This window comes from Cupriavidus sp. CER-90 (genome assembly GCF_057652055.1).
The window spans coordinates 18,809-41,044 of sequence record NZ_JBYGYM010000001.1 but is presented as its reverse complement, the minus strand read 5'-3'; the positions used below and the strand labels follow the sequence as shown (position 1 = coordinate 41,044).

The following is a 22,236-nucleotide window of genomic DNA, read 5'->3' as shown; positions in this document are numbered from 1 at the left end:
TCTCCCCTCATGCATAGAAAGCGGCTAGTCCGTCAAGCAGTCCTCCGTGAAACCCCCGTCCTTTGATGGAAGCAAAGAACGCCGCATCGTGCTCCAGCGGTTGAATTGGGGGAACTACAACTTCGCCGAGGTCCTTGGGCAAGCCGCCAACCGGCACCCTTCCCAATGGCATGTCCAGCGCCAGGCGCAGCCGCGGAATGACGTCCGTAAGTCGGCTAGCGGCAAAGGCGTCTTTAGCGGCATTGATTTCTTGCTTCGGATTCGCTCTTACCTGCTCCATCCGGGAAAGGACCTGCGAAAACGTCCATGACTGCGAATTGCTTTCCGCTTTGACCATGGATAGGGTTCGCTTCATTCCCGCTATGGTTAGTGCCGAAGGATGCGTTGCACCTGCAGCCTTCATGAAGGCCGGGGCGCCATATAGTGGCCGGCCGCCTACTACTACCAACTCGATATCCTTCTCTGTAGCGGCAAGCACTGTTCCGAAAGGCTCTGCGGATTTTGGAGCCTTGATGACCACTACGTCCCCCAAAGCTCCAGGCTGGAGTCGGCCCGCCTGTACCCCCCAAGGCCCAAGAAGCGCATCTCCTGGGACGGCGGTAATCATGCGTACCAGGTCAAATGGCGTCAACTTCCAACCCTTGCTTTTGCTAACCAAAGCAGCGACTTTAACTTCGCCCAGGACATTCCTGGTCCCGGAGGGCCCCCAATCAGAGCCAATACACACGGGGATATTTCTTGCCCGGGCCGCAGGAACGTCTGTTGTGCTGCCATACAACCACAAGTTGGAGAATGGCGACCATACGATCGCGCCAGGTTCCGTCCACGCATCGTAGTCGCCGGGATTTACAGCATTCGTGTGAATAGCGATGAATCCACGCTGAAGGCAACCGCATCTTCGCGCGCTCTGATATTCGCGCTCGACTATGGAATTGACCTGCCCTTCCGCGCAGTGATAGATGAAGGCAGCACCGGCTTTCATCTGCCCGGACCTTTTGGCAAGTACCGTGGGATCGACCGTCAACGTCGAGACCAATACCTGATTCGCCGAAACGCTTCCACCGAAGGTCTCATCCTCCACATTCCGGACCATCCAAGCATCAGTGGGGCGACTTTTTGGCGGCGAACCTTGAATGCTCGTCGTGCCTCCGACCAACGCGCGAACTTCGGAATAGGCCAACAGCTCATGCGGAGCAGCTTCGACGAACGCGTAGGCTGGCCAGGTAATGTCACTGGCATACGTGCTCGCCGACGGCCAAGAATCATGATGAAGATACGGCTGTGTCCGACCCGGCTCGACCCATAGTGGTAACGTCGCGTACGCGAGATGGCTATGGAGATCGATGAAGCCTGGCAAGACAAGATTGCTTCCTACGTCTACCTCGGCGGCTTTACTTAAACCCGTTTTTGGACCAGCGGTATTGCCGCGAGTAATGCGCTCGACTCGCCCATCGTCACCAATCCATACTTTGCCCTGAAACGCATCCTGTTCGGACGACGAGACGTCTCCGTCTAGGGAAAGCGGGACGATGCGACCTCTGATGACAAGACTCACATCTCCCCCCTGGCGCGATGGGCTCTGCGCGGATGATGTTTCGCGAGAGCTCGCTTTTTGGTTTTTCGTCCACACCGGCTGTCGCCATGATTCCGACTCCTACTAGCTGCGGACGTAGCGGTGCTTAGTCGTTGTAGTGGATTCCGAATCAGATATCAATTCGACCCACACCACCTTCTTGAGGGGTGCGAAAAGACGCCAATTTTCACTCATATCAGAGTTAAGAAAAGTGCAGCACAACTGCTACCTCTGGATGAGAGCGTCCTGCACCGGCCGTTACTATCCTATTCGCACTACCAATCTTTCACGATCAACCCGCACCAGCGGGCGAGACGGCAATCGGAAAACTTGGCAATGTTCTGGGGGAAAGCTGGTGTCACTCAGTCACTATGGCGTCCTCATAGGAGCCAAGGCCGGCTACTATCGGGACCAGCCCAACAACTTCGGTCGCTTCTTTCACGGTCACATCGATATTCTCGCTGGAGGCCAGCTTTACAACACGGCTATCGATGTCGACTCCGAACGACCGAACGTTCAGGTTAAGTGGCGAGTAATGCCTCTGCGCGCCAGCGAGTGGACCAACATCTTCCAGTTGCCAGACGGATATCACCCGCTCGTCTCGAATGCGACATCTGGTGCAGTGGATTACGCTAGGGATCCTCGCCTACAAAACCTAGTCTTCATCCCGGACTATGTCGACGGTCCCGTGCCCTGGTGGAAACGCCTACGACACCTCTGGCAGCTAATTGGGCACCCCACCCCCGAGATTCAAAGCAAACCGACAATGCGCTTTCTATCGCAACGTGTGCGGGTGGTCGACCTTACGCCCCCGTGGAAAACGGGAACCGACATCCAGGCCTTGACGGACCTGGAGTCCATGATTGCCGATGCCCCACGCGTAGTGATCTTTGGCGAGTTCTATCAGGCAAACGGCGGCCGCCCTCCTGGGTTGCATGACATCCATCTGAACCAGGGTGACCCGGTTGGTACGCAGTGGTGGGCGCTCGATGGCATCTGGCAAGACGGCCTGACTATCGCAATCCATTCGGACGGAACGGCGGCAGCGTTCGAAAATATGTTTAGTACGCAAACACTGAAGACAGATAACGACGGCCATCCCGTTTAGCCAGGCTGAAGACTTCAACGACCCACTTCCAGTCCCCACTGACCAGGAAACCAAGGGGAATTAAGGGTATTTTTCGCACGCCCTACACTCCTCTACCAACGGTCGTCAAATCATTGAAGGAGCGTCCGTTCATCCTTCAAGTTTCTTTATGCACTATCCATCAGTATTTCTCCATTCTCTATAACAATAAAGTATCAATCATGCCCTCCAAAAAACCGTATACGTCTATGTCACACGTCGGCCGACCACAACGGCGCCCGGCGGGAGGGCCGCCCTTTCCAGATGAAAGGCTTCGGTGGTGACCGCCTCATTGGTCGGCTTGATACGGCAGCGATGAGGGGAGACTGGTCTCTGTGGGGGTAGAGCTGAGACGACCAGCACGCGGGCGAAGATAGCGCGTGGCTCGGAAAGACTGTCGGAGCCGTCCAGACTTGGGTGGTGGAAGGCAACACCCACGCGTACGCACAGGGGGCCTTCGGCTGTCCCTTTCATACCTCAAAAAGGATATCCTCCCTAAAACAGTGTGGGGGATGTCTTACGTGAGGATATGTTTTGGGTTATTCCGTGAACGTATCCTCGCTCGGATATCACCTCAGGAATAACCGATTGGGTGTATCCTCCCCAGCGAATAACCGCTTCGCGGTTGGGCAGCCAGGGCGGAAGTTCGGTTGCGAGGCGCCGCTCGGTGCTCTCCAGTGTCACGGACGGTCGTCGCTTGGGTTCAAGATTGCTGGACCCCCTACACGTGCCCCCTTGCCGTCAGCGGCTCCTCGCGCCTAGCGTTCATCGTTGGTGGCGAGCAGGTCCAAGGTGCTCCGCTACTTCTTGGATTTCGCCTCGATGACCTTTCCCAAGGCGGTTGCCAGTGCCTTGTTGCTGTTTTGGAGCTCGGTCCTCGCCGCCCCGAAATTTGGCGCACCGGTTCCCTTCTCGGTAATCGACACCGTCACGGTTCCCGGAACGCAGGATACGCAGGGGACGTCGCCTGAATGCGGTATGGTGAACCATGACGGGGCGTTATGAATCCCCACCAGGGAGTCGCCCTGATTACTCTTCCCGTCCCAGTAACCCTCGGTCCGCTTCTGACACCCTGGAGCTTTACCATCCGGCAGACAAATTTCCTTGAAGGCAATCGTCGACTCCGATATCTCTTCGGCTCCCTTTTCGCCGATCCCAGACAAAGTTATGCCGACCGAGACATCGACAACACCTGACGAGTCCGTCCGCGCGCTGGACCGGTTGAGCTTGAAGTACGTTGGCACCCAGTGATAGCCCGTGGGCTCGCCTCCGCTACTGGCCTGCAGCACCGCAGCAAAGGTGAAATCTGGAGTCGGTGGCCCCCCTCTTCCATCCGCATCACTCACTGCCGCCTTACGGGTCAACGTCGCAATGATGCAATTCGTTGCCGGCTGGCCCAATACGATCAGCTCGTTGACGTTTGTCGCTTGAGAAACGGTGTACGTGTAGGACTTCTCCACAGTATCCGCATACCTGTTATAGGCCGTCTCAGCCGCGGTCGTGATATAGGAGAACGCGGCTACTATCGCTATCCCTACGAACGGCGCTAGCAATGGAACCTCGCCGGGGCGGGTACTAGTACGCCCCCTGTTTGCCGCAGCCGCGCAAAGTGTCTCGACCCTCTTCTTCGTCGCATCATCGAACTTATCTCCACCGCCGGGCGGGTTGATCTTATACAGCTCGACGTGAAGTTCGGCCGGTCCAACGAGACTCAGGTCATGCTTCGGCTGGAAAAAAGTCCTTCCGAATTGCGAGCACCCAGTCAGTGAGGCAATGAGTAGCGCAAGTACAGCCCGCTTCGCTAACAGATTTCGTTGCGTCATGGCCCGTCTCCGCTAGTTTTCCGATCTCTCGGATTTTTGACAGCAGAGCTCGTATCGTATGTTGGCTAACGAACATAACGATTTACTTGTTTGAATTGCGGTGGTGCTCCGTCTAGATAGACAGCGCACCACTCGCATCCGACTGCAGTCAATATCTGACGACAACAAATACTCGATCTACAAACAATATGCGATAAGCTTATGGAGTTGGAAACGCAAACGGCGAAATACCCGTGCGCATGAACCCCATCTTCTCTGCCTCATAGTCGAGATACATAGAGGCCAAATCGTCCGCCACGATTTCCGTAGCCATATCATGCTCTCGGTAGCAAATCTTGAGATACCCGTTGCAATCTCCGCAAGTCTCAATCTTGACGGGTGCCTTGAGGTCATCAAGCGACCAGTAATCGACTTTGTCCGATTCGCCGCAGTTGCTGCACTTTGCCCGAACCATGTGCCAACGCGTCTCGCAGAGTGCGCAATGCAGATACCGCAACCCTCCTCGCTCTCCGGTCATGACTACACTTCCCACCGGTACAGACCCGCAAATAGGGCAATTGTGACTTTCGCCTCCTGACACCGGCGCGCTTGAATCCGCCAACATGTGCGCAGCCATCTGAGCCCACTGAAGCGATAACGCAGCCCACAAGAAAGGGGCCTCGCCGGGGTTGACCTGGTCGAACCGCCCAGACAACAGTCCCAATCCCTTTGAAGCCAACACTTCTGGTCGTTGCGCCATAATGGAGTTCATTACGGAAATCGTATCCGGCCGCGTACCGTCACCAATTTTGGAGATGATATGAGCGAGTGCCGCATGCCAATAGCTCGATCGGATGCATTGATCGAGCGTACAAGCACCAGCCTTGACTGCTACATCCGCCCCACCAGGCGCCCATGGCATAGACGTCACGATGGTTCCCTGCGCATCGGCAACCTTGGCTGCGAACAGAAGGTGCTCCGCCGCTTCATGGCCATGAGCCAATTGACGGAGGCGCGCTGCGCGCCTCGCGTATGTGTCCTGCGGAATTCCAGGAACCAAGTAATCGATGTTCTGCAAGCCCGGAGTTCGTTTCTCGACAGGGACGAGGTCGATTGTTTTCATTTTCCATCTCCTGCAGCGGCGCCTCGCGCCTTTTTGTCCCGCGACACCTCGTCATACCAGCGGTCGTGATGCTGCTTAGCCCAAGCGCGCGAAACATAACCCGTCAGCATGGCACCAACAGACCCCTTTACCCAAATCGCGAGGTAAATGTGGCCGATGATCAGCAACATCAAACCCACGCCGGCTAGCGCGTGAAACAACAGAGCAAGGCGAACGACCGGAATCGGGAAATAGCCCGCGAAATAGGCCCGCCATGCCACCAGGCCTGTGACGAGCAGTGCGCAGATCAAAGCCATGATTGACCAAAAAAGGATCTTCTGGCCGGCGTTGTACTTACCGATTCTCAGCTTCGTCCCATGCTCGTTCATCAGTACGCCCTTGACGTTCTTGAACCACAGCATGTCCGTCTTCTCGAACAAGTTGTGATGAAAAAAGCGAACGAACAGGTAAGCGAGCAACAGGAAGACTGCAATCCCAAAGAATGGGTGTAATTCTCGCGCTAGCTGCGGAGTTCCAAAGACCGAACTAAGCCAGCTAAGGCTCGGGAAGAACCAGGACAAACCGGACATCGCCACCATGAAGAAGCAAACGACGAGGATCCAGTGGCAAGCCCGCTCCGAGAAGCGGTTTCGAAGGATTTTGTTTTCATTCCTCATTGGAATCTCCTTGTTCCTCAGGCGTCGTCTTCATCTGTGGTATTCGGCCCCACACCAACGTAGTGGAGGAACGATCCTGCAAGCGTTGCGACAAAGGCGGCCGCCGCGATTGGCTTGAGCAGGCCCTTCCAGCCGCGGACGGTCGGACTGATTTGAGGGTTCTTGGGCAGCTTGTGGTAGAGCTCCGGCTTATCAGCATGCTGGAGCACATACATCACGTGCGTGCCGCCAACTCCCGCAGGGTCGTACAGTCCCGCGCCATCGAAACCGCGGCTCTTTAGCTCAGTCACTCGTTCTTCAGCGAGGACCTTCATGTCTTCCTTTGTTCCAAACGTGATTGCGCCGGTTGGGCAAGACTTCACACATGCCGGCTCCTGGCCGACAGATACCCGGTCAGAACACAGCGTGCATTTGTAAGCGCGGTTGTCCGCTTTGCTGATACGGGGAACGTCAAAAGGACATCCGGCGATGCAGTATCCGCAGCCGATGCAGTGTTCGGACTGAAAATCAACAATCCCGTTGGCGTACTGGATGATCGCGCCTGGGGCGGGGCATGCTTTCAGGCAGCCTGGGTCCTCGCAGTGCATACACCCATCCTTGCGAATCAGCCACTCCAGCTTGCCGCTCTCCTGCTCGTACTCATCAAAGCGCATGAGTGTCCAGGTCTTGGCGGTCAAATCGGACGGGTTGTCATACACACCAACATTGGTGCCGACCTCGTCGCGAATGTCATTCCATTCGGAACAGGCCACCTGGCAAGCCTTGCAGCCAATACAGACGGAAACGTCGATAAGCTTGGCTACCTGTTGCTGATGGTCGCGAACCTGCGGCGCAGGCGTCGCCATGTTGGTAGCAGATCGCCGAATGATATCTTGGGGTTGAATCGACATTGGGCGATTGCTCCTATACCTTCTCAATATTCACAAGAAACGCTTTGTATTCAGGCGTTTGGGAGTTGGCGTCACCCACGCCCGGACTGAGCGTATTCGCCAGGTAGCCCTTCTTCGTCATGCCTTCAAAACCCCAGACACAAGGAATACCAATAGTTTCGAGGTCCTCACCCATCACCTGCAGGGTACGCACACGTTTCGTGACCACGGCCTTTGCCTTGATGTAGCCCCGGTTGGACGAGACTTTCACCACATCGCCGGCCTTGATGTTTTTGCGGGCGGCGAGCTTCTCGCCAATCTCCACAAATTGTTCCGGCTGCATGATCGCGTTCAGGCGCGAATGCTTGGTCCAGTGGCGGAAAAGCTCCGTAATGCCATACGTTGTCGCGACATACGGGAACTGTTCGCGACTCCCCATACGCGCCTTGTCGTTGGCCAAGAGACGCGCCGTCGGGTTGTAGCGGATTGCCGGGTGCAGAGGATTGCTCGCGATCGGACTTTCCACAGGCTCGTAGTGCTCGGGGAAAGGACCATCAACCAAACTCTTGCTCGAGAAGAGACGGCCGACACCCTCCGCGAGCATCACGAAGGGGCCAACGCTGCTGCCAGGCGGCTCGGTCAGGGGGTAGTCGGGAACGTCAAACCCTACCCAACGCTCGCCGTTCCACTCGATGACTTTGCGAGCCGGATCCCACGGGCGGCCCGCTACGTCCAGAGAGGCGCGGTTGTAGAGGATCCGCCTATTTCCTGGCCACGACCACGCCCAGCCTGGCGTACAGCCGATACCAGACAGATCGGTGTTGTCACGACGTGCCATCTGGTTGCCGGCTTGCGTCCATGAACCGACGAAGATCCAGTTCAAGCTCGACGTCGTACCATCGGCACGCAAGTGGGCGAAGTCAGACAACAGCTCGCCTTTCCTCGCGACAACTCGTCCGTGTTCGTCGTAGATGTCAGCAAGTGCATACCCATTGGTCTCACGCGCTACTTCCTCCGGAGTCGGATCTTCCGGGTTCATGTAGTTCCAAGCCAAGTTAAGAATCGGCTCAGGGTTAGCACCGCCTTCCTTGCGATACAGCTCACGCAGACGATAGAAAAGTCCGCCTAGAATTGCGCCGTCCAACTTTGCTTCATGCGGTGGGTTGGTGCCCGCGAAGTGCCACTGCAGCCAACGTCCCGAATTGACAATGGAGCCGTTCTCTTCGGCAAAACACGACGACGGCAAGCGAAACACCTCCGTGTGGATGGTGCTCGGGTCTACGTCGTGCTGCTCCCCATGGTTCTTCCAGAAGGTCGAAGTTTCAGTACCGAGCGGATCGATAATCACGAGGAATTTCAGCTTCGACAGGGCCTTCTGCGTCTTGTTCTTGTCCGGCATTGCAGCCAGGGGGTTGAAACCCTGGATGACGTAGCCGTTGACCTTGCCCTCGTACATCATGTTGAAGTACTCGAGCACGTCGTAGCTTTTGTCCCACTTGGGCAGCCAGTCAAAACCCCAATCGTTGGCGCGGGTAGCCTTATCGCCCCAGAACGCTTTCATCATGCTGATGAAGTACTCTGGCGTCCTTGAATAGCCATTAACCTGACCTGGGATTAGTTCCGCCGGCGTGGTTTCCTTCAGATACTCCGTCAAAGTTGGCTGTCTCTCGGACGGCAGGTTGATGTAGCCCGGCAGTCGGAGAGATAGCAGACCCATGTCTGTGTATCCCTGGATATTCGAGTGGCCGCGCAGAGCGTTCACTCCCCCGCCAGGCATGCCAACATTCCCTAGCAGTAGCTGAATGATTGCTGCGCCGCGGATTGTTTGCGCCCCATTCGAGTGTTGAGTCCAGCCGAGGGCATAGAGAAAGGTAGTCGTCTTGTTCGGAGCGCTGGTTTCGGCAACTAGTTTGCAGATCTGCAAAAAGTCCTCGAGCTTCACACCGGTCAAGCGCGAGGCCATTTCCGGGGTGTACCGGGCAACGTGCTTCTTCAGTAAATTGAGCACGCAACGCGGGTGCTGGAGGCTCAGGTCTCGCTTCGCGTGACCTTTCTCATCCAGCTCGTACGCCCAACTCGAAGTGTCGTACTTCCTTTGCGAGTTGTCGTAGCCACTGAAGATGCCGTCATTGAATGCGAAATCCTCGCGCACAATCAGGCTTGCACTCGTGTAGGCCTTGACATATTCGTGCTGGATTTTGTCGTGTTGCAGCAGGTAGTTGACCATGCCCATCAGGAAGGCAGTGTCAGAGCCCGCGCGAATCGGGGAAAATATGTCCGCCACTGCCGCGCTGCGGTTGAAGCGTGGGTCCACCACGATGACAGTGGCTTTGTTCTTGATCTTCGCTTCGACCACCCACTTGAAGCCCACGGGATGTGCTTCTGCCGGGTTGCCACCCATAATCAGGATGACGTTGGCGTTCTTGATGTCGACCCAATTATTGGTCATAGCACCACGACCAAAAGTCGGGGCAAGAGCCGCGGGCGTGGGAGCGTGACAGACGCGTGCCTGACTATCCATACCGAGCATGCCCAGGGCACGGGTGAACTTCTGGTCCAATGCACCCGTCTCGTTGCTCGCTGCAGAAGAACAGAGCATGCCAGTCGTGAGCCAGCGGTTGACCAGCTTCCCGTCGTTCGTGCGTTCGACGAAATTCGCGTCGCGGTCGTTTTTCATCAGTCGCGCGATGCGGGAGAACGCCTCGTCCCAGCTGATGCGCTTGTATTCATTTGACCCCGGCGCTCGATATTCTGGGTATTTGAGTCGGTTCTCGCTGTGGATGAAGTCAATCAGGCCGGCACCCTTTGGACAAAGAGAACCCCGGCTGACCGGATGGTCAGGATCGCCTTCGATGTGGAAGATGTTGCCTTTGGCATTCTTGGCGCCGTCGCCAAGGCTGTACATCAAGATGCCACAGCCCACGGAACAGTAAGTACAGTTGTTACGGGTTTCCTTCGCCCGAAGCAATTTGTACTGCCGAGATTGCGATGCTTGCGCCACGCTGGGCGCAAATCCCAGAGCAACTGCGGTAGCGCCGACAGCGCTGGCTCCGCAGAGCTTCATGAATTGCCTTCTGCCGACTATCAAAACGGCTCCTTCAAAGCATTGTCTACCGGCGCGTGGGGCGGCGCCTTGTCGTTGCAAGTAAGACGTGCTCCTGTGAGTCCGGGACAAAGCTCGGCAAAAGACGCGGGGGGCGCCCTTGCTACCCTCAGTAGCACGCCCTGCGCTGAAGATTCGGTCTCGAACCTTCATTGGATATCCTGCGCGATGGCAATTTGGCCACCTGGCGGCTGACCCCGATGCTACGTACGGTGGCAGATGACACTCAGATACAGCATTCGGCTTTTGTAATAGGCACAGTTGCCATCGTGCTGGGAATATGGCGTCGCTGTCCGAGCCAGTGCTGGTGCGCCACGGGCGGCGCTAGGCGGAGTCGACTGCAAGGGTCGTCATCGCTGAAGGATGATTAAGGGGGAAGAAACCGTCCTGCTTGGTGGCGCCTTCTGCACGGCCTCTCTTAAACTCGCGTCTTAAGGCCTATAGACTCGTCTCTGCACCCTGCTAGGGCGGGTCAATTTTTCTGGAGTACGGGCTCCACAGAGGGAGCATGTGGAGCGTGTGCGGATTGATTGTGTTCCACCGTCGTGGTGACGGCGACGCAGTCCCTCAGCTTCGGGTCCTCAGCTTAATTTTCGCTGCCCAGTGCAGCGGCCGTGACCACAACAGACTGTGAACGCGTCGCAGCCGGTCAACCCATCCTTTGCGAGCTTTCTTCTTTCGCGCACTGTCCATGGCTTTACGGAAGGTCTCATGAAGCTCTTCGGTTGACATTGCTGGCGGCGGAGGCTCCTCAGGAAAACGCTCGTTGAAGCCTTCCAGAAGAGTCTTTTGGCCGAGCTTTGAAAGCCCAATTCTGAAACGCCGGTTCGCTATTACATTCCGCTTAATATGATCCTTGTCGAAGCGGTCTTTCAGATCCTTCGCGTTGCGCGCTGCCAAGGCATCGTATTGTTCGCAGAACACATCGGGATATCCAATCTCCAGCACAGCCTCAAGGCCGGCCCACTCCTCATCTGAAATAGATGACAGATCCTGCTGCCCGCTAACAATTGCCTTCAGCCGGTCAAACACGTCAACCGACAGGGCAGGAAGCGGCAATTCGAGCCCTATCAACGGAGCAAAGGCCCGATGTTCCTTGATGATGTTGAGAGCGCGGCCAAAGGCGTTGCTAGTCAGGTTCAGTTCGGCCATCAGAGCTTTCTTGACCGGTTCAAGGGTGTCCTTTCCCCAAGTCTGGTAGTCGGGAAGACGTTTGGCCACTTGTCGGATCTGCTCGCGTGAGAGACCGTCGGTCATCGTCTTCTGAGCATATTCCAGCGCAGCTGCTTCGACAGCGTCGTCGAAAGACTCCATGGCATCAATCATCTTGCGAAGCCTTTCGGCAAGTACATAGAGATTGATGTGCTTTGTGTTCTTGAGGTGCAAGCCCCCGCTCTTGTCCGCCGAGTATCGGAAGGTTTCGCCGGTGATGTCTATTGCTGCGATGTCTAGCACAACCTCCTCAATGGGGTCAGCGAGTTCTTGCAAGCGTACGTCGACCGCTACGTGCGTCTTGAACTCATCCCAAAGTGGCTGCAGGTCGTGGATAGTGTCGACTTTCGCGGCCACGCCGCTCTTCAATGCAGAAACCGCTCGGATCTGACGTTTGAGAAAGAGCTCGACATGGTGTCTGGCGCAGAAGCAAATGGGATACACCAGCGCATCAACATACACCGCCTTCAACTCACCGCTCTCAGGATCGCTGTACGACTGGTTGCAAGCAGCAGCAAGGAGAACCTCGACTGCCTGGCCAAAGCCGGTAAGGTATGCGTGGTCGTTGTCTCCACCCCAGCTTCGACCAACGATTGCATTCAAATGAGGTGTATTGGAATCAAACTTGAACGATTTATTCTGCATGAGCGAACAGTTGGCGATGGATTCTTGAGGTATTTGTACATCGCTTATGGCGACGCCCAGCGAGTGCAATAGCCCGCCTCGTCTATCGGCAAAGTACGCAGAAGCTTTATGACGCCTAGCTGTGAATCACCATTTCGGAAATGGCGTGAGCACTAGCGTATGGTCCGTAAGGACGTCAAGGACCGAGATGATTCGAATGGGTTGGTGCTTTCCCTGCGCCAACCCATCGCGCGAGACAACTTAGACAGTCTCTAGCTCACGTACCGTCGCGGTAGCAGCCTTCTCCATAATCGCAAAGACGCGCTTGCCTGAATTTACAATCGCCGTGTCATGCGTCATCTGGAATCGCACGATCATCCCCTCCACAACTAGCATGGCGTCTGCTGCCACGGTGGCGGGGCTTGTGAGGCCGATGCGACCTGCAAGCTCTGCGATATAGCGTTCCAGGTCGTGCTTGTGAGAAGCAGCCTGTTCCAGATGATGCGGATTACCGGTCGATCCCGCCTCCGCCACGACGTTAATGAACGCGCAGCCGCGGAAATCCTCTTGAGCGAACCACACTCCGAGCGCGTCAGCTAGGACTGACAGTTCCTGTCGTACGGCGAACCGCGATTCCACCTCTTCGACAAACCAGCGCATCCAAAAGTCGTGGCGCCAATCCAGGAACGCTGCGATGAGCTCGTCCTTCGATGCAAAGTGTCGATAGAGTGACATTTTCGCCACCCCCGACTCCGCGATGATCTTATCGATCCCCGTGGCTCGAAAGCCATCCTGATAGAACAATCGCGCCGCCGTTTCCATGATCCGGTCGCGTGCAGATGCTTGGGTCATTTCCGCCACCTCACATTCCAGTGTCTTCAGTATTACAGACAGACCTGTCTCTGTAAAGTTCAAAACCCCTTGACAGACAGACCTGTCTCATCGATACTTCAGATACAGACCTGTCTACATCAACGGAGGTTGGCATGAAACCCGAGCACCCCCAAGTCGCCCTGCTCCACCATGCGCTGCGGTCAGACAAGGCCAATCCGGCTACATGGCGCTGGTACAGCAACCTCGTGGAGCATCAGCGTCTTTCGCTCCGCCGAGAATCCGACCAGTGGATTGTGGCCTTGGACGGAAGCGACTTCTCGTGTTCCGAGTGCCTGCATGCAGCAGTTCGGTGGGCGCACATCATGACGCACTCCGGCGGTTACATCACTTTCGCGGCATAGGGGATTGTGATGTCGACGCTGCTTGCCAAGTTTGCCCCCCACGCGGACCTCCCACGGGGCACACATCTAGTCGTTCATCACTTTGGCTACCAGCATCACGGCATCTACGTCGGAGAAGGTCGAGTGGTGCACTACTCCGGTTTCTCCACCTTCCTGAGCCATGGCCCCGTTAGGGAGTGCTCTCTTAAGAGCTTTACGACTGGCCACAAAGTTTCGCTCAAACCTGCCAACGAAGACGCCTTCGCTGCCGACCAGGTTGTCGCTCGCGCTTGCTCCCGCCTTGGGGAAGACAAGTACAGCCTCCTCACCAACAACTGCGAACACTTCTGCGAATGGTGCATCCATGGCGTCAGCCGTAGCCAACAGATTGAAGTGATTACCTCGCCGTTGAGAACTTTCCTCAGGCCCGTCAAGGCCTGTTTCGACGCAGTGTGGCCTCGCCTGTCGATGCTCTGCACATATGGCTTGGCCAATCCTCACCATCAATAAGGACCCGCATCATGATCAAAAAGAACCTCGCTCTCCTCGTACTCTGCACCGCATTCTTCGGTGTGGCCCAAGCAGCCACGATCGGCTCGTCGGCAAAGCTCTTCGGCACCCAGGCACCTGACAGCTACGCCTCCCGGACCGTTACGCTGGGCGCCAAGACCAACCAGATCATTGTCGCTTCCGGCGAAACCGTGACTTTCCGCGCAGGCAGCCAGAGTGTGAACTGGACGTTCCTGGAATCCATCGAGCCGCAAGCGGTAAATTTGTCCGTCCTGTTCCCCGACCTTGAAGGCGCCAAGAATGTGTGGGTGTACATCCAGCCGAGCGAGATTTACAAGGCTGGCTAAACCAATAGTGCGCACGCGCTCGTGCACTTGGCACTGCGGGCATGCGCAAGACAGCCATGTCTTACGCATGCCGTGACCCCTCCATACAGTGCCCTCTACCGCATGAAGCCTCTTTCTTGGAAGAGGCTTTCTCCCTGCACTCCCCCCCTCTACTACTATTGCCCGCCTAAAAGGACGACCTTACGCGGCCGCATGGCATAGGCCACGGTAGCCGACAATGCACCGAGAACGGCTGCCGGTGACGCGTTACCGCCAATTACAAAGAGATGCGTAGCGACAGCGCCAATCATCGTGCATACGAGAATCATCGCTCCGATGAATATCGTGCCAGGTATGAGCAAAAGCACCGCTCCGAACAGCTCGACTGTGCCTGTAAACAAACGAAACCACTGCCCCACGCCAATCTCATCGAAGATACGCACCATCTCGCTAGCACCGGCGATTTTCGCTATGGCCGCAGCCGCAAAGACCGCAGCAAGAATGAAGCGAACCGCCAGTACAGTACGTGACCCACTGCGATGTGACATTCGCATTTAAACATCTCCAAAGAAAAGGTTTGGCAAGAGTATCTCCACTTAGCACCCATTGCCCCGCCATTTATGGAGGAAATTCATCCATCTTTGCGAGAAAAAAACTTTAGTTCTTTGCTCCATTGAGAGTGCCTGCGGGAACGCTTGACCACTGTTACGCGCCTGTTCTTACGCAGCTGTACTCACCGAGATCGGCTAATTTCTATAGGCTTTCAGCGAGCCTGACGCTATAGCGGTTGGTTCCATCACGCCATCCTCTGCCGATTGACACGGTCCCTATTCGCAGATAGCGAATCGTTCTTCAATACATACGTGGAATTTGTTCTTCCATTATTGACATCAAACCGTGTAGCCAATCGCCAATAAAATGCTGCCGACCTGACATTTGATACCTAGGACTCCCTGTGCTTGACCACAACGATGTTGCCATGTTCGTCAGGATCGTAAGAGCTGGCAGCTTCACAAAGGCCTCAACTACATGGGGCGTTCCAGCAAACACGCTAAGCCGCCGGATTCGTAACTTAGAGCGCCGGCTTGGTGTTCAGTTGCTGAACCGCTCGACCCGCCGACTGGCACTCACGTCCGCCGGCGAAAAGTACTATTCAGCCTGCATGGCAGCGGTCGAGCAAATTGAACGCGCGGGTGACGCCGCAAAATCGACTGCACAAGCGCCATCAGGCGTCGTGCGCATTGCCGCGCCTGCTGAGCTATTCAACTGGCTGCCAATCGAATGGCTGCTTACGTTTCTGTCCGAGAATCCCCTAGTAGAGCTGGACTTCTCCCTTAGCGATACGCTGGCAAACCTGTCGGATGAAGGCATCGACATTGCGATAAGGGGCGCACCGCTCAGCGATATGCGATATGTCGCCAAGAAGCTCGCGGATCATCCACACTACCTTGTGGCAAGTCCCGCCTATATCAGCAAGCGCGGCCAGGTAGCGAGCCCTTCGGCCTTGGCTACCCACAGCTGTATTGCGAACTATTCGCAACGACAAAGGGCGCTTTGGCGGCTGTCAGGCAAAAATGAAGAAACTGACGTTCGTGTGAACGGGCCATTGTCCGTAAATACCATTCGCGCGCAGTTCAAGGCAGCGCTTGCTGGGCTGGGCATTGCGCTACTGCCCGCCACGCTGGTCAACGACGAAATTGCAGCGGGTCGCCTTCAACGCGTCCTCCCGGGCTATCACCGGGACGGTGGTGGCATCTATCTCATCTACGCGGCATCCCCACTGCGACCGGCTGCAGTAAGCGTGTTCCTTGAGTACCTCACCGGAAAACTCGAAGAGCTGAGCCGCACCACCTGATGTGATCATCGTCCAGCTCTCCTGTGCTTGCATTGCCAAGGCTCTCGCTATCACTGGACTGTAACGTTACTCTAGAATATGTACCACGCCGAGTCCAAACATTCGCCCATCGCCAGTACGGATATCGATTTCGAACTTGGCCACGGCACGTGGCTCTACACGGCAGATGGCGATGCATATCTCGACTTCGCGGCCGGACTGTGCGGCAATACGCTGGGGCACAATCATGCTCGGATGAGGAAAGCTCTTCTTGACCAGGCCGACTCGGATTGGTACGGCACAAGCACACGCACAACTAATTTGGGGAGCGAGCTCGCTCAGCGTCTGTGCGATGCCAGCTTTGCCCACAGGGCCATACTGACGAACACCGGCACCGAGGCGCTGGAGCTCGCCATCCGTGCTGCACGGCACTACCACCAACAATGCGGGCAAGATGAGCGGTATCGTATTGTTGAAGTACGGGGCCCCAATGAAAATAACATGCCCACTGGGCGGCGGTCCTACCTCAAAGCGCTTGAGCGTCGCGTGGCAGGCGTGGACCGTGTCGCTGAGGATATGGCTGCAATCGAGGAGGCCATCAGTGAGAAGACTGCTGCCATACTTGTCGCATCTATCCCGGAAGAAGTCGGTTCGCCATTATCAGCGCCCGGCCGACTAGGTCGAATTCAGGAGATTTGCGATGAGCACGGAATTCTACTGATTCTGGACGAGACGCAGAGCTCCATCGGCCATACTGGCACACTGTTCGCGTATGAGTGCGCAAGCATCGAGCCAGATTTCCTGGTGGCGGCCAAGGGGCTCGGCGCCGGCTTTCCACTGGGCGCATGCCTGGGTTCAGAACGAGTGGGCCAAAGCATGGATCCAAGCGGCCACAGCAACAAACGCATGGGTAACCCGCTTGCTCTGGCAGTCGCAAACGAGGTCTTAGCTACCATCCTATCTGCCGGATTCCTCGACAACGTCAGGGGAACCGCCGCTCACTTGGCGCAGCGCCTCCAAGCTATAGTTGCATGTCATCCCAGCATCTTCCGGTGCGTCGTGGGGGCCGGAGTTTTTCTCGGACTCCGGTGCGAGATCCCAGCATCCGACGTGTTGGAGCGACTCACAAAATTGAAGCTCATCTGCGTCCACGAGAGTGACAGTGTTCTTCACTTGCTACCGCCTCTGACCGTATCAACTGAAGAACTGGAGCTAGCCGCTGCACGGATTACTGCAGCCTGCCTCTCGTTAGAAGCCGAGGCCATCAAGGCGTCCGTAGTGCCCTTAGCACCGATCAGGTAGTGCCTCCCCAGAAGCAGGATGGGAGTGCGTCGTTCATTTCCGGATGAATCGAATCCAAAAATAAGAGATAACGGCGAATTCTTCGAAAATAGCATCCAACGCTAGTGGGATGTCATACCCGCTGCATGCGTGTTAGCTTCGCTCGTCCTCGTACAGACACTCCATTGCGCACTATACGAAACCGAGCAATCATGAAGAATCGTTTCATCGGGATTTCCGGCCGCCAGAATCTCTTGGAGGCGCTTTCACAGCAACGAATCGTTGGGGGCAATATGTCCCTCGCCGAGGCGATGGCGGACGCTGTAGACGTTCGAGATGTCAGCCCTGGCACAAGCATCATCGAGCAGCTAGAACACACGACCGACATCTACTTTGTCCTGGTGGGCGAGTTCGACATCCTTGTGAACAAGCGCAGGGTCGCCGTCTGCCGCGATCGTGAATGCGTCGGCGAAATGGCTGCGATTAGCCCGCAGGCACGCGCAGCCACTGTTACCGCAACGGTTCCGAGTACGATAGCCGTTCTGACGGCAGCACAGCTCACGTCGCTGGGCGCAAAGTTCCCGGAGATCTACCGCCACATAGCCAAAGACCTTGCTCGCCGAGTCTCTGAGCGCAATCATCTGATTCCTCAAGTACGCGAGCGAGCTCGTGTCTTCATTATTTGCTCGACCGAAGCTCTTTCAGTTGGACGAGCCATCGCTACTGCTGTCGAACACGACAAATTCGACGTCAAGCTTTGGACAGACGGCGTGTTTCGGGTGACCAACTACACGCTCGATGACCTCGAGCGTCAGCTCGATGCATCCGACTTTGCCATTGCCATCGCGCATCCTGACGACAAGGTTGCCTGGCGCGAAGAGGACTGGCCAGCCCCCCGCGACAACGTCGTCCTGGAACTCGGCATGTTTATTGGCCGCCTCGGGCGCAATCGCGCGATCCTCATGGAGCCTCGCGATAAGAAGGTGAAGCTGCCAAGCGACATGGCCGGGATTACTACCGTCAGCTACAAGCTCTCTTCATCGGAAGATATCGACTCCGCTCTCACCCCTGCAATTGAAAAGGTGCGTCGACATATCGAGTTGATTGGTGTTATCCGGTGACATCGTTCCCACACCACGTCGCACACCGAGCCAGGTACCAAGAAAAAGACGCCTCCGCACGCCGCACTGACGTGGGAGACCTTCTACTTTTTGTCATAGCAAGCAATGCTCTCCGCCAATCAAGCAAAAGAAGTCGAAGATTCAGTCGTGTCGGGCCTGAACAAGGCCGAACGGACCTGGAAGAAGGTCGGGCACGAACTCATTAAGCGAAGCATGGTTTTCGACCATGCCATAGAGGCGCACGTCGAGCCTTCTCGCATTCCTGGCCATCCTTGGGTGTCTGATGAAAACCCTCTAGTCGCGGAGTTTGTCGCGGTCGTTGTCGACATGCGCGACTCGTCGAAACATTTAAAAACCAGAGAGAACAGCATTCTCCTAGATGGCATTCAACGCATCTACTATGAAACGTCTGCCCTCCTCCCCGCGGTTGCAGTTACGACCGCATTCAAAGAAGGCGTGGTCACCGAGTATCTAGGAGACGGTGCACTCATACTCTTTCCCGTCGAGCCAGAAGATCGCGCAAAATCGGTGAGGGCGGCCTATCAGGCAGCGCGGGACTGCATCGAAGATGCTCGCTCTATCATCAATCGTGAACTTTCTCGCCGATACAAGCTTCCTGCCATCGACCTGGGCGCCGGCCTCTCGATGAGCAAAGCACTCGTGACGCTCGTCGGTACATCGGGCAATCTTCAACCCAAGGCCATTGGGGAATGCGTGTGGGAAGCTTCCAAACTGAGCGGCGAACGAAATGCGGTCCTCGTAGCTGAGGGCGTAAAGAAAGCGTGGCCCACCACGCAAAACGGCACCTTGCGATTCCTCCCTGCTTCGGTAAAGGGGGTGAATGGCTACAAAGTCATCGGTAGCTAGCAGAAATCCAACAAGCTAGTCGCGTCCCGTGGAGTGCGCTGATGAGAACGTGACATGAGGAACACTGTTCCTCTTGGTTCTTAAGCATCCCGTCATTTAGCGATAAGGCCTCTCCGCCTCGGTATCGGCCAAGACCAGCCGTCTCGTCGACAGCCGATCACACCGCGACGTATCGTTGTACAAACCTTAAGTACACGAAGAAGAACAAAGGTGAAAAGAATATCCTTTGCGACCTGGAGACGCTAGGCGCACCGCGAGATCCAACGCGTAGTCCTCGAAAGCTACCAGACAAGCCGCTTTGGACACTGGAACGAAAACGCTATTACCAGTCAACTTCTTGCGTCTCTGGAAACGCTTGGCGCCCACATAGCTTGGGAAGACTCTAATCAACGGATCAGATGGCAAGCGCTCAGGTACCGCGACAAGCCTCAACAGACATATGGGCCACCACTGAATCGTTGACGGCCGCGTCGTTACATGATGCGATCCTTCACTGGTAGGCACCGAGGTTCCTTAGTATGTCTTCCGCATACTGATTCCGCTGTGCTTGGGCAGTCCGGAGGGCGCTGTTTCCGCGCGGGCTCATATGGTTCGGGTCCGCTCCGTGAGCAATCAGAGCGGATAACATCTCATAGCGACCAAAAAGCGTGGCAAAAGTAAGCGCCGTTTCCCCGGAGTTGTTCTCCAAGTTCATATTGCACGGAGCAGTGAGCAACACGTTCGCAACCCCGAGCTCGCCCTTGAACAGCGCACCCATCATCGCCGTGTTCCCGCTGTTGTCACCCGAGCACGCGTTCGCACCGGCATCCAGAAAACGCTGAACCGTTTCAGGATGACCATTGTAGGCCGCAAGAATGAGCCCCGTGAAACCGCGCTTCGTCGCACGGTCAATTGGGTATCCGGCCTGCAGCAGGCTTTCCAAAATATCCCAACGGCCTTGCCGGGCAGCCGCAAACCAATAGTCGTCAACCTCGCTCGCAACCAGTTTCTCACCAGCAGCGACACCAGGCGGTAGAGTAACTGAGCTACCAGCGCAGGCACCAAGTAGAAGCAAAGTCGCAAAAGCCAATGGACGGATAAGAGCTCTCATGGTTTCGAGTCGTCAATGATGTGCGGGCATGCGGACGCAGCCCGCACCAATAGCGTCAATCGTCTGAGAGCCTTTCCGACATGGCCTTCACTCGGGCACCGTCAGCACTCAGCACCTTGATCAGGCGCGCGCCCAATCCGCTGTCGGCCTTGTTGAAGTACGACAGCATGGTGTATCTGTTCGATTCGTTCTTCACTTTCGAAAGATCACCGGCCATCGCGGTCACAAGATCGCTCTTGTCCCGTTCGGATAGCGCGCGGAAGTAGATACCGGCCTGCTTAAACGGTTGCTTCTTGCCGATAGCGCTTTGCTGCGTGGCACCTGTAAGCGGCAGGTTCGAGCTCCGGTATTTGCCGTCTTGCTCAAGCTCCGTAATGCCGGAGGGCTCATAGTTGATGTCACCGCGGCGTCCGCCTCCGTTCATCCTGCCGTCCTGGTTGTGGTTAATCACCGGGGTGACTGGCTTGTTAACGGGAAGCGAATTGTAATTTGCGCCCAGGCGGTACATCTGTGTATCGGCATATGAGAACGAGCGGCCTTGAAGCATGCGATCCTCCGAAAATTCGATGCCAGGTACCAGACGCGAAGGTGCAAACGCGGATTCTTCCGTGCTCTCGAAGTAGTTGTCCGGAACACGGTTCAGAACCATCGTGCCAATCTTGCGCTCTGGCACGCCGAGCCATTCCTTGGTGTCGTCTAGCGCATCGTATTCAAACTTGGCCAAGTCCGACGGTTCCAGCACCTGAATATAGAGATCCCACTTGGGGAAATCCCCCTTCTTGATGGCGTTGTATAGGTCGTTGGTGGTCAGGTTCCAGTCTTTACCAATGGAAGCCTCGATTTCATGCGGTCGCAGGCCTTTGATTCCTTGCTGGCTTTTCCAGTGGAACTTCACGTAATGCACTTCGCCGCGAGTGTTGACGAACTTGAACGCATGGACGGCAAATCCATCCATATGTCGGTACGAACTAGGCATCCCTTCATTGCTGTATAGGTGCGTCAGCATGTTGGTGGCCTCGGGCGAGTGTGCAAAGAAATCGAAGGCGAGGTCGGCGTCCTGCACGCCGGTTACCGCGCTCGGCTTGTTGGCATGCACGAAGTCTGGAAACTTGATCGCATCACGGATAAAGAACATGGGCCAGTTGATTCCCACCATGTCCCAGTTGCCCTCTTGCGTGTAGAACTTGGTCGCAAAGCCGCGCGGGTCGCGTGCCTGTTCTGGCGAACCGCGATATCCCATTACTGTGGAGAAGCGTACGAATACTGGGGTCTTTGCGCCCGCTTCGAACACCTTGGCAACGGTGAGGTCGGACACGTCTGCGGTCGGGACAAACTCACCGAATGCGCCAGTGCCGCGCGCATGCACCACACGCTCAGGGATACGCTCTCGGTCGAATCGCTGAAGCTTCTCGATGAGATGAGAGTCTTGTAGCAGCACGGGACCGTTAGGACCTGCTGTTTGCGAATTTTGGTTGTCGCCCACCGGCGAGCCATTGTCGCGTGTCATTTGCGCGGCATGCGCAAACGGCAGCGCGCCAGCAAGCAGAAGAGGAAGAACGATGCACCTGATTTTTATTGACATGGGGATTGGTACCAAAGTTGATGAGACTCGCGTCACCTTGAGTGGAGCGAGACAATGTAGTCGCGCATGCTTCCCTACATCCAATACCCATTCTCAATGAGAACAATAGGAGTTCATCTCCTGAGGCAGATTCGGACATCGATGTTCATATGAGACATCTTCCGCTCTGCCTCTGAACTCCACGATCCGAATTGACAAGGACGAGCAGCGTGAAAGATGTTTTGGCTACCAGGGTCGACACGCCTTCCGCAGTCTGCCACGTAGTTCTCGGTCGCAAAGCTGCGTACGGAGCGCATCAAGCCCTACTGTTATGGGACTTTTTC

At 56.0% G+C, this 22,236-nt stretch carries 18 protein-coding genes; 7 read left to right on the top strand and 11 right to left on the bottom strand.

Going from position 1 to position 22,236, the window contains the following annotated elements; translation table 11 throughout:
* Positions 1–7: 7 nt before the first annotated feature.
* Complete coding sequence (locus tag AC24R4_RS00190) at positions 8–1,555, bottom strand: amidohydrolase family protein (RefSeq protein WP_487521855.1); 1,548 nt, start codon at positions 1,553–1,555, stop codon at positions 8–10.
* A 373-nt stretch (positions 1,556–1,928) separates the two neighbouring features.
* Between AC24R4_RS00190 and AC24R4_RS00185 the strand changes: the two genes are divergently transcribed.
* Positions 1,929–2,681 (top strand): DUF2278 family protein, encoded by a 753-nt coding sequence (locus AC24R4_RS00185; protein WP_487521854.1) that lies wholly within the window; start codon positions 1,929–1,931, stop codon positions 2,679–2,681.
* Positions 2,682–3,499: 818 nt separating this feature from the next.
* On the opposite strand, the gene AC24R4_RS00180 is transcribed toward AC24R4_RS00185, so the two are convergent.
* From AC24R4_RS00180 to AC24R4_RS00150, 7 genes are all read right to left on the bottom strand, one after another.
* A complete protein-coding gene (locus tag AC24R4_RS00180; RefSeq protein ID WP_487521853.1) occupies positions 3,500–4,522 on the bottom strand; it encodes a hypothetical protein in 1,023 nt (340 codons plus the stop codon).
* A 199-nt stretch (positions 4,523–4,721) separates the two neighbouring features.
* Positions 4,722–5,624: a formate dehydrogenase accessory protein FdhE gene (fdhE, locus tag AC24R4_RS00175; protein ID WP_487521852.1), complete on the bottom strand. Its 903-nt coding sequence runs from the start codon at positions 5,622–5,624 to the stop codon at positions 4,722–4,724.
* Positions 5,621–6,280 (bottom strand): formate dehydrogenase subunit gamma, encoded by a 660-nt coding sequence (locus AC24R4_RS00170; RefSeq protein WP_487521851.1) that lies wholly within the window; start codon positions 6,278–6,280, stop codon positions 5,621–5,623. The genes fdhE and AC24R4_RS00170 overlap by 4 nt, the downstream gene beginning before the upstream one ends.
* A 17-nt stretch (positions 6,281–6,297) precedes the next feature.
* A complete protein-coding gene (gene fdxH, locus AC24R4_RS00165; protein WP_487521850.1) occupies positions 6,298–7,170 on the bottom strand; it encodes a formate dehydrogenase subunit beta in 873 nt (290 codons plus the stop codon).
* A gap of 13 nt (positions 7,171–7,183) precedes the next feature.
* Positions 7,184–10,237: a formate dehydrogenase-N subunit alpha gene (gene fdnG, locus AC24R4_RS00160; RefSeq protein ID WP_487522951.1), complete on the bottom strand. Its 3,054-nt coding sequence runs from the start codon at positions 10,235–10,237 to the stop codon at positions 7,184–7,186.
* A gap of 582 nt (positions 10,238–10,819) precedes the next feature.
* Positions 10,820–12,178 carry a hypothetical protein gene (locus AC24R4_RS00155; protein ID WP_487521849.1) on the bottom strand — a complete coding sequence of 453 codons (1,359 nt, stop codon included), beginning with the start codon at positions 12,176–12,178 and terminating at the stop codon, positions 10,820–10,822.
* 171 nt (positions 12,179–12,349) lie between these two features.
* Entirely contained in the window at positions 12,350–12,940 is a 591-nt protein-coding gene (locus AC24R4_RS00150) for a TetR/AcrR family transcriptional regulator (protein WP_487521848.1), read from the bottom strand.
* Between the two features lie 392 nt (positions 12,941–13,332).
* On the opposite strand from AC24R4_RS00150, the gene AC24R4_RS00145 reads away from it, so the two are divergent.
* Entirely contained in the window at positions 13,333–13,812 is a 480-nt protein-coding gene (locus AC24R4_RS00145) for a lecithin retinol acyltransferase family protein (RefSeq protein WP_487521847.1), read from the top strand.
* A gap of 11 nt (positions 13,813–13,823) precedes the next feature.
* Entirely contained in the window at positions 13,824–14,159 is a 336-nt protein-coding gene (locus tag AC24R4_RS00140; RefSeq protein ID WP_487521846.1) for a CzcE family metal-binding protein, read from the top strand.
* A 155-nt stretch (positions 14,160–14,314) separates the two neighbouring features.
* Here the strand turns inward: AC24R4_RS00140 and AC24R4_RS00135 are convergent, their stop codons facing one another.
* Positions 14,315–14,692: a DoxX family protein gene (locus AC24R4_RS00135; RefSeq protein ID WP_487521845.1), complete on the bottom strand. Its 378-nt coding sequence runs from the start codon at positions 14,690–14,692 to the stop codon at positions 14,315–14,317.
* A 425-nt stretch (positions 14,693–15,117) separates the two neighbouring features.
* On the opposite strand from AC24R4_RS00135, the gene AC24R4_RS00130 reads away from it, so the two are divergent.
* The 4 genes from AC24R4_RS00130 (at position 15,118) to AC24R4_RS00115 (ending at position 19,241) form a co-directional block, all read left to right on the top strand.
* Positions 15,118–15,993 carry a LysR family transcriptional regulator gene (locus tag AC24R4_RS00130; protein WP_487521844.1) on the top strand — a complete coding sequence of 292 codons (876 nt, stop codon included), beginning with the start codon at positions 15,118–15,120 and terminating at the stop codon, positions 15,991–15,993.
* 78 nt (positions 15,994–16,071) lie between these two features.
* Positions 16,072–17,274, top strand: coding sequence for an aminotransferase class III-fold pyridoxal phosphate-dependent enzyme (locus AC24R4_RS00125; protein ID WP_487521843.1), 1,203 nt, complete (start codon positions 16,072–16,074; stop codon positions 17,272–17,274).
* 191 nt (positions 17,275–17,465) lie between these two features.
* The gene (locus AC24R4_RS00120; protein WP_487521842.1) at positions 17,466–18,374 is read left to right on the top strand and encodes a TIR domain-containing protein; all 909 of its coding nucleotides are present in this window, start codon (positions 17,466–17,468) and stop codon (positions 18,372–18,374) included.
* A gap of 105 nt (positions 18,375–18,479) precedes the next feature.
* Positions 18,480–19,241 (top strand): hypothetical protein, encoded by a 762-nt coding sequence (locus tag AC24R4_RS00115; RefSeq protein WP_487521841.1) that lies wholly within the window; start codon positions 18,480–18,482, stop codon positions 19,239–19,241.
* Between the two features lie 490 nt (positions 19,242–19,731).
* Here the strand turns inward: AC24R4_RS00115 and AC24R4_RS00110 are convergent, their stop codons facing one another.
* Both AC24R4_RS00110 and AC24R4_RS00105 read right to left on the bottom strand, forming a co-directional pair.
* Positions 19,732–20,331 (bottom strand): ankyrin repeat domain-containing protein, encoded by a 600-nt coding sequence (locus tag AC24R4_RS00110; RefSeq protein WP_487521840.1) that lies wholly within the window; start codon positions 20,329–20,331, stop codon positions 19,732–19,734.
* Positions 20,332–20,386: 55 nt separating this feature from the next.
* Entirely contained in the window at positions 20,387–21,838 is a 1,452-nt protein-coding gene (locus AC24R4_RS00105; protein ID WP_487522950.1) for a catalase, read from the bottom strand.
* Positions 21,839–22,236: the final 398 nt, after the last annotated feature.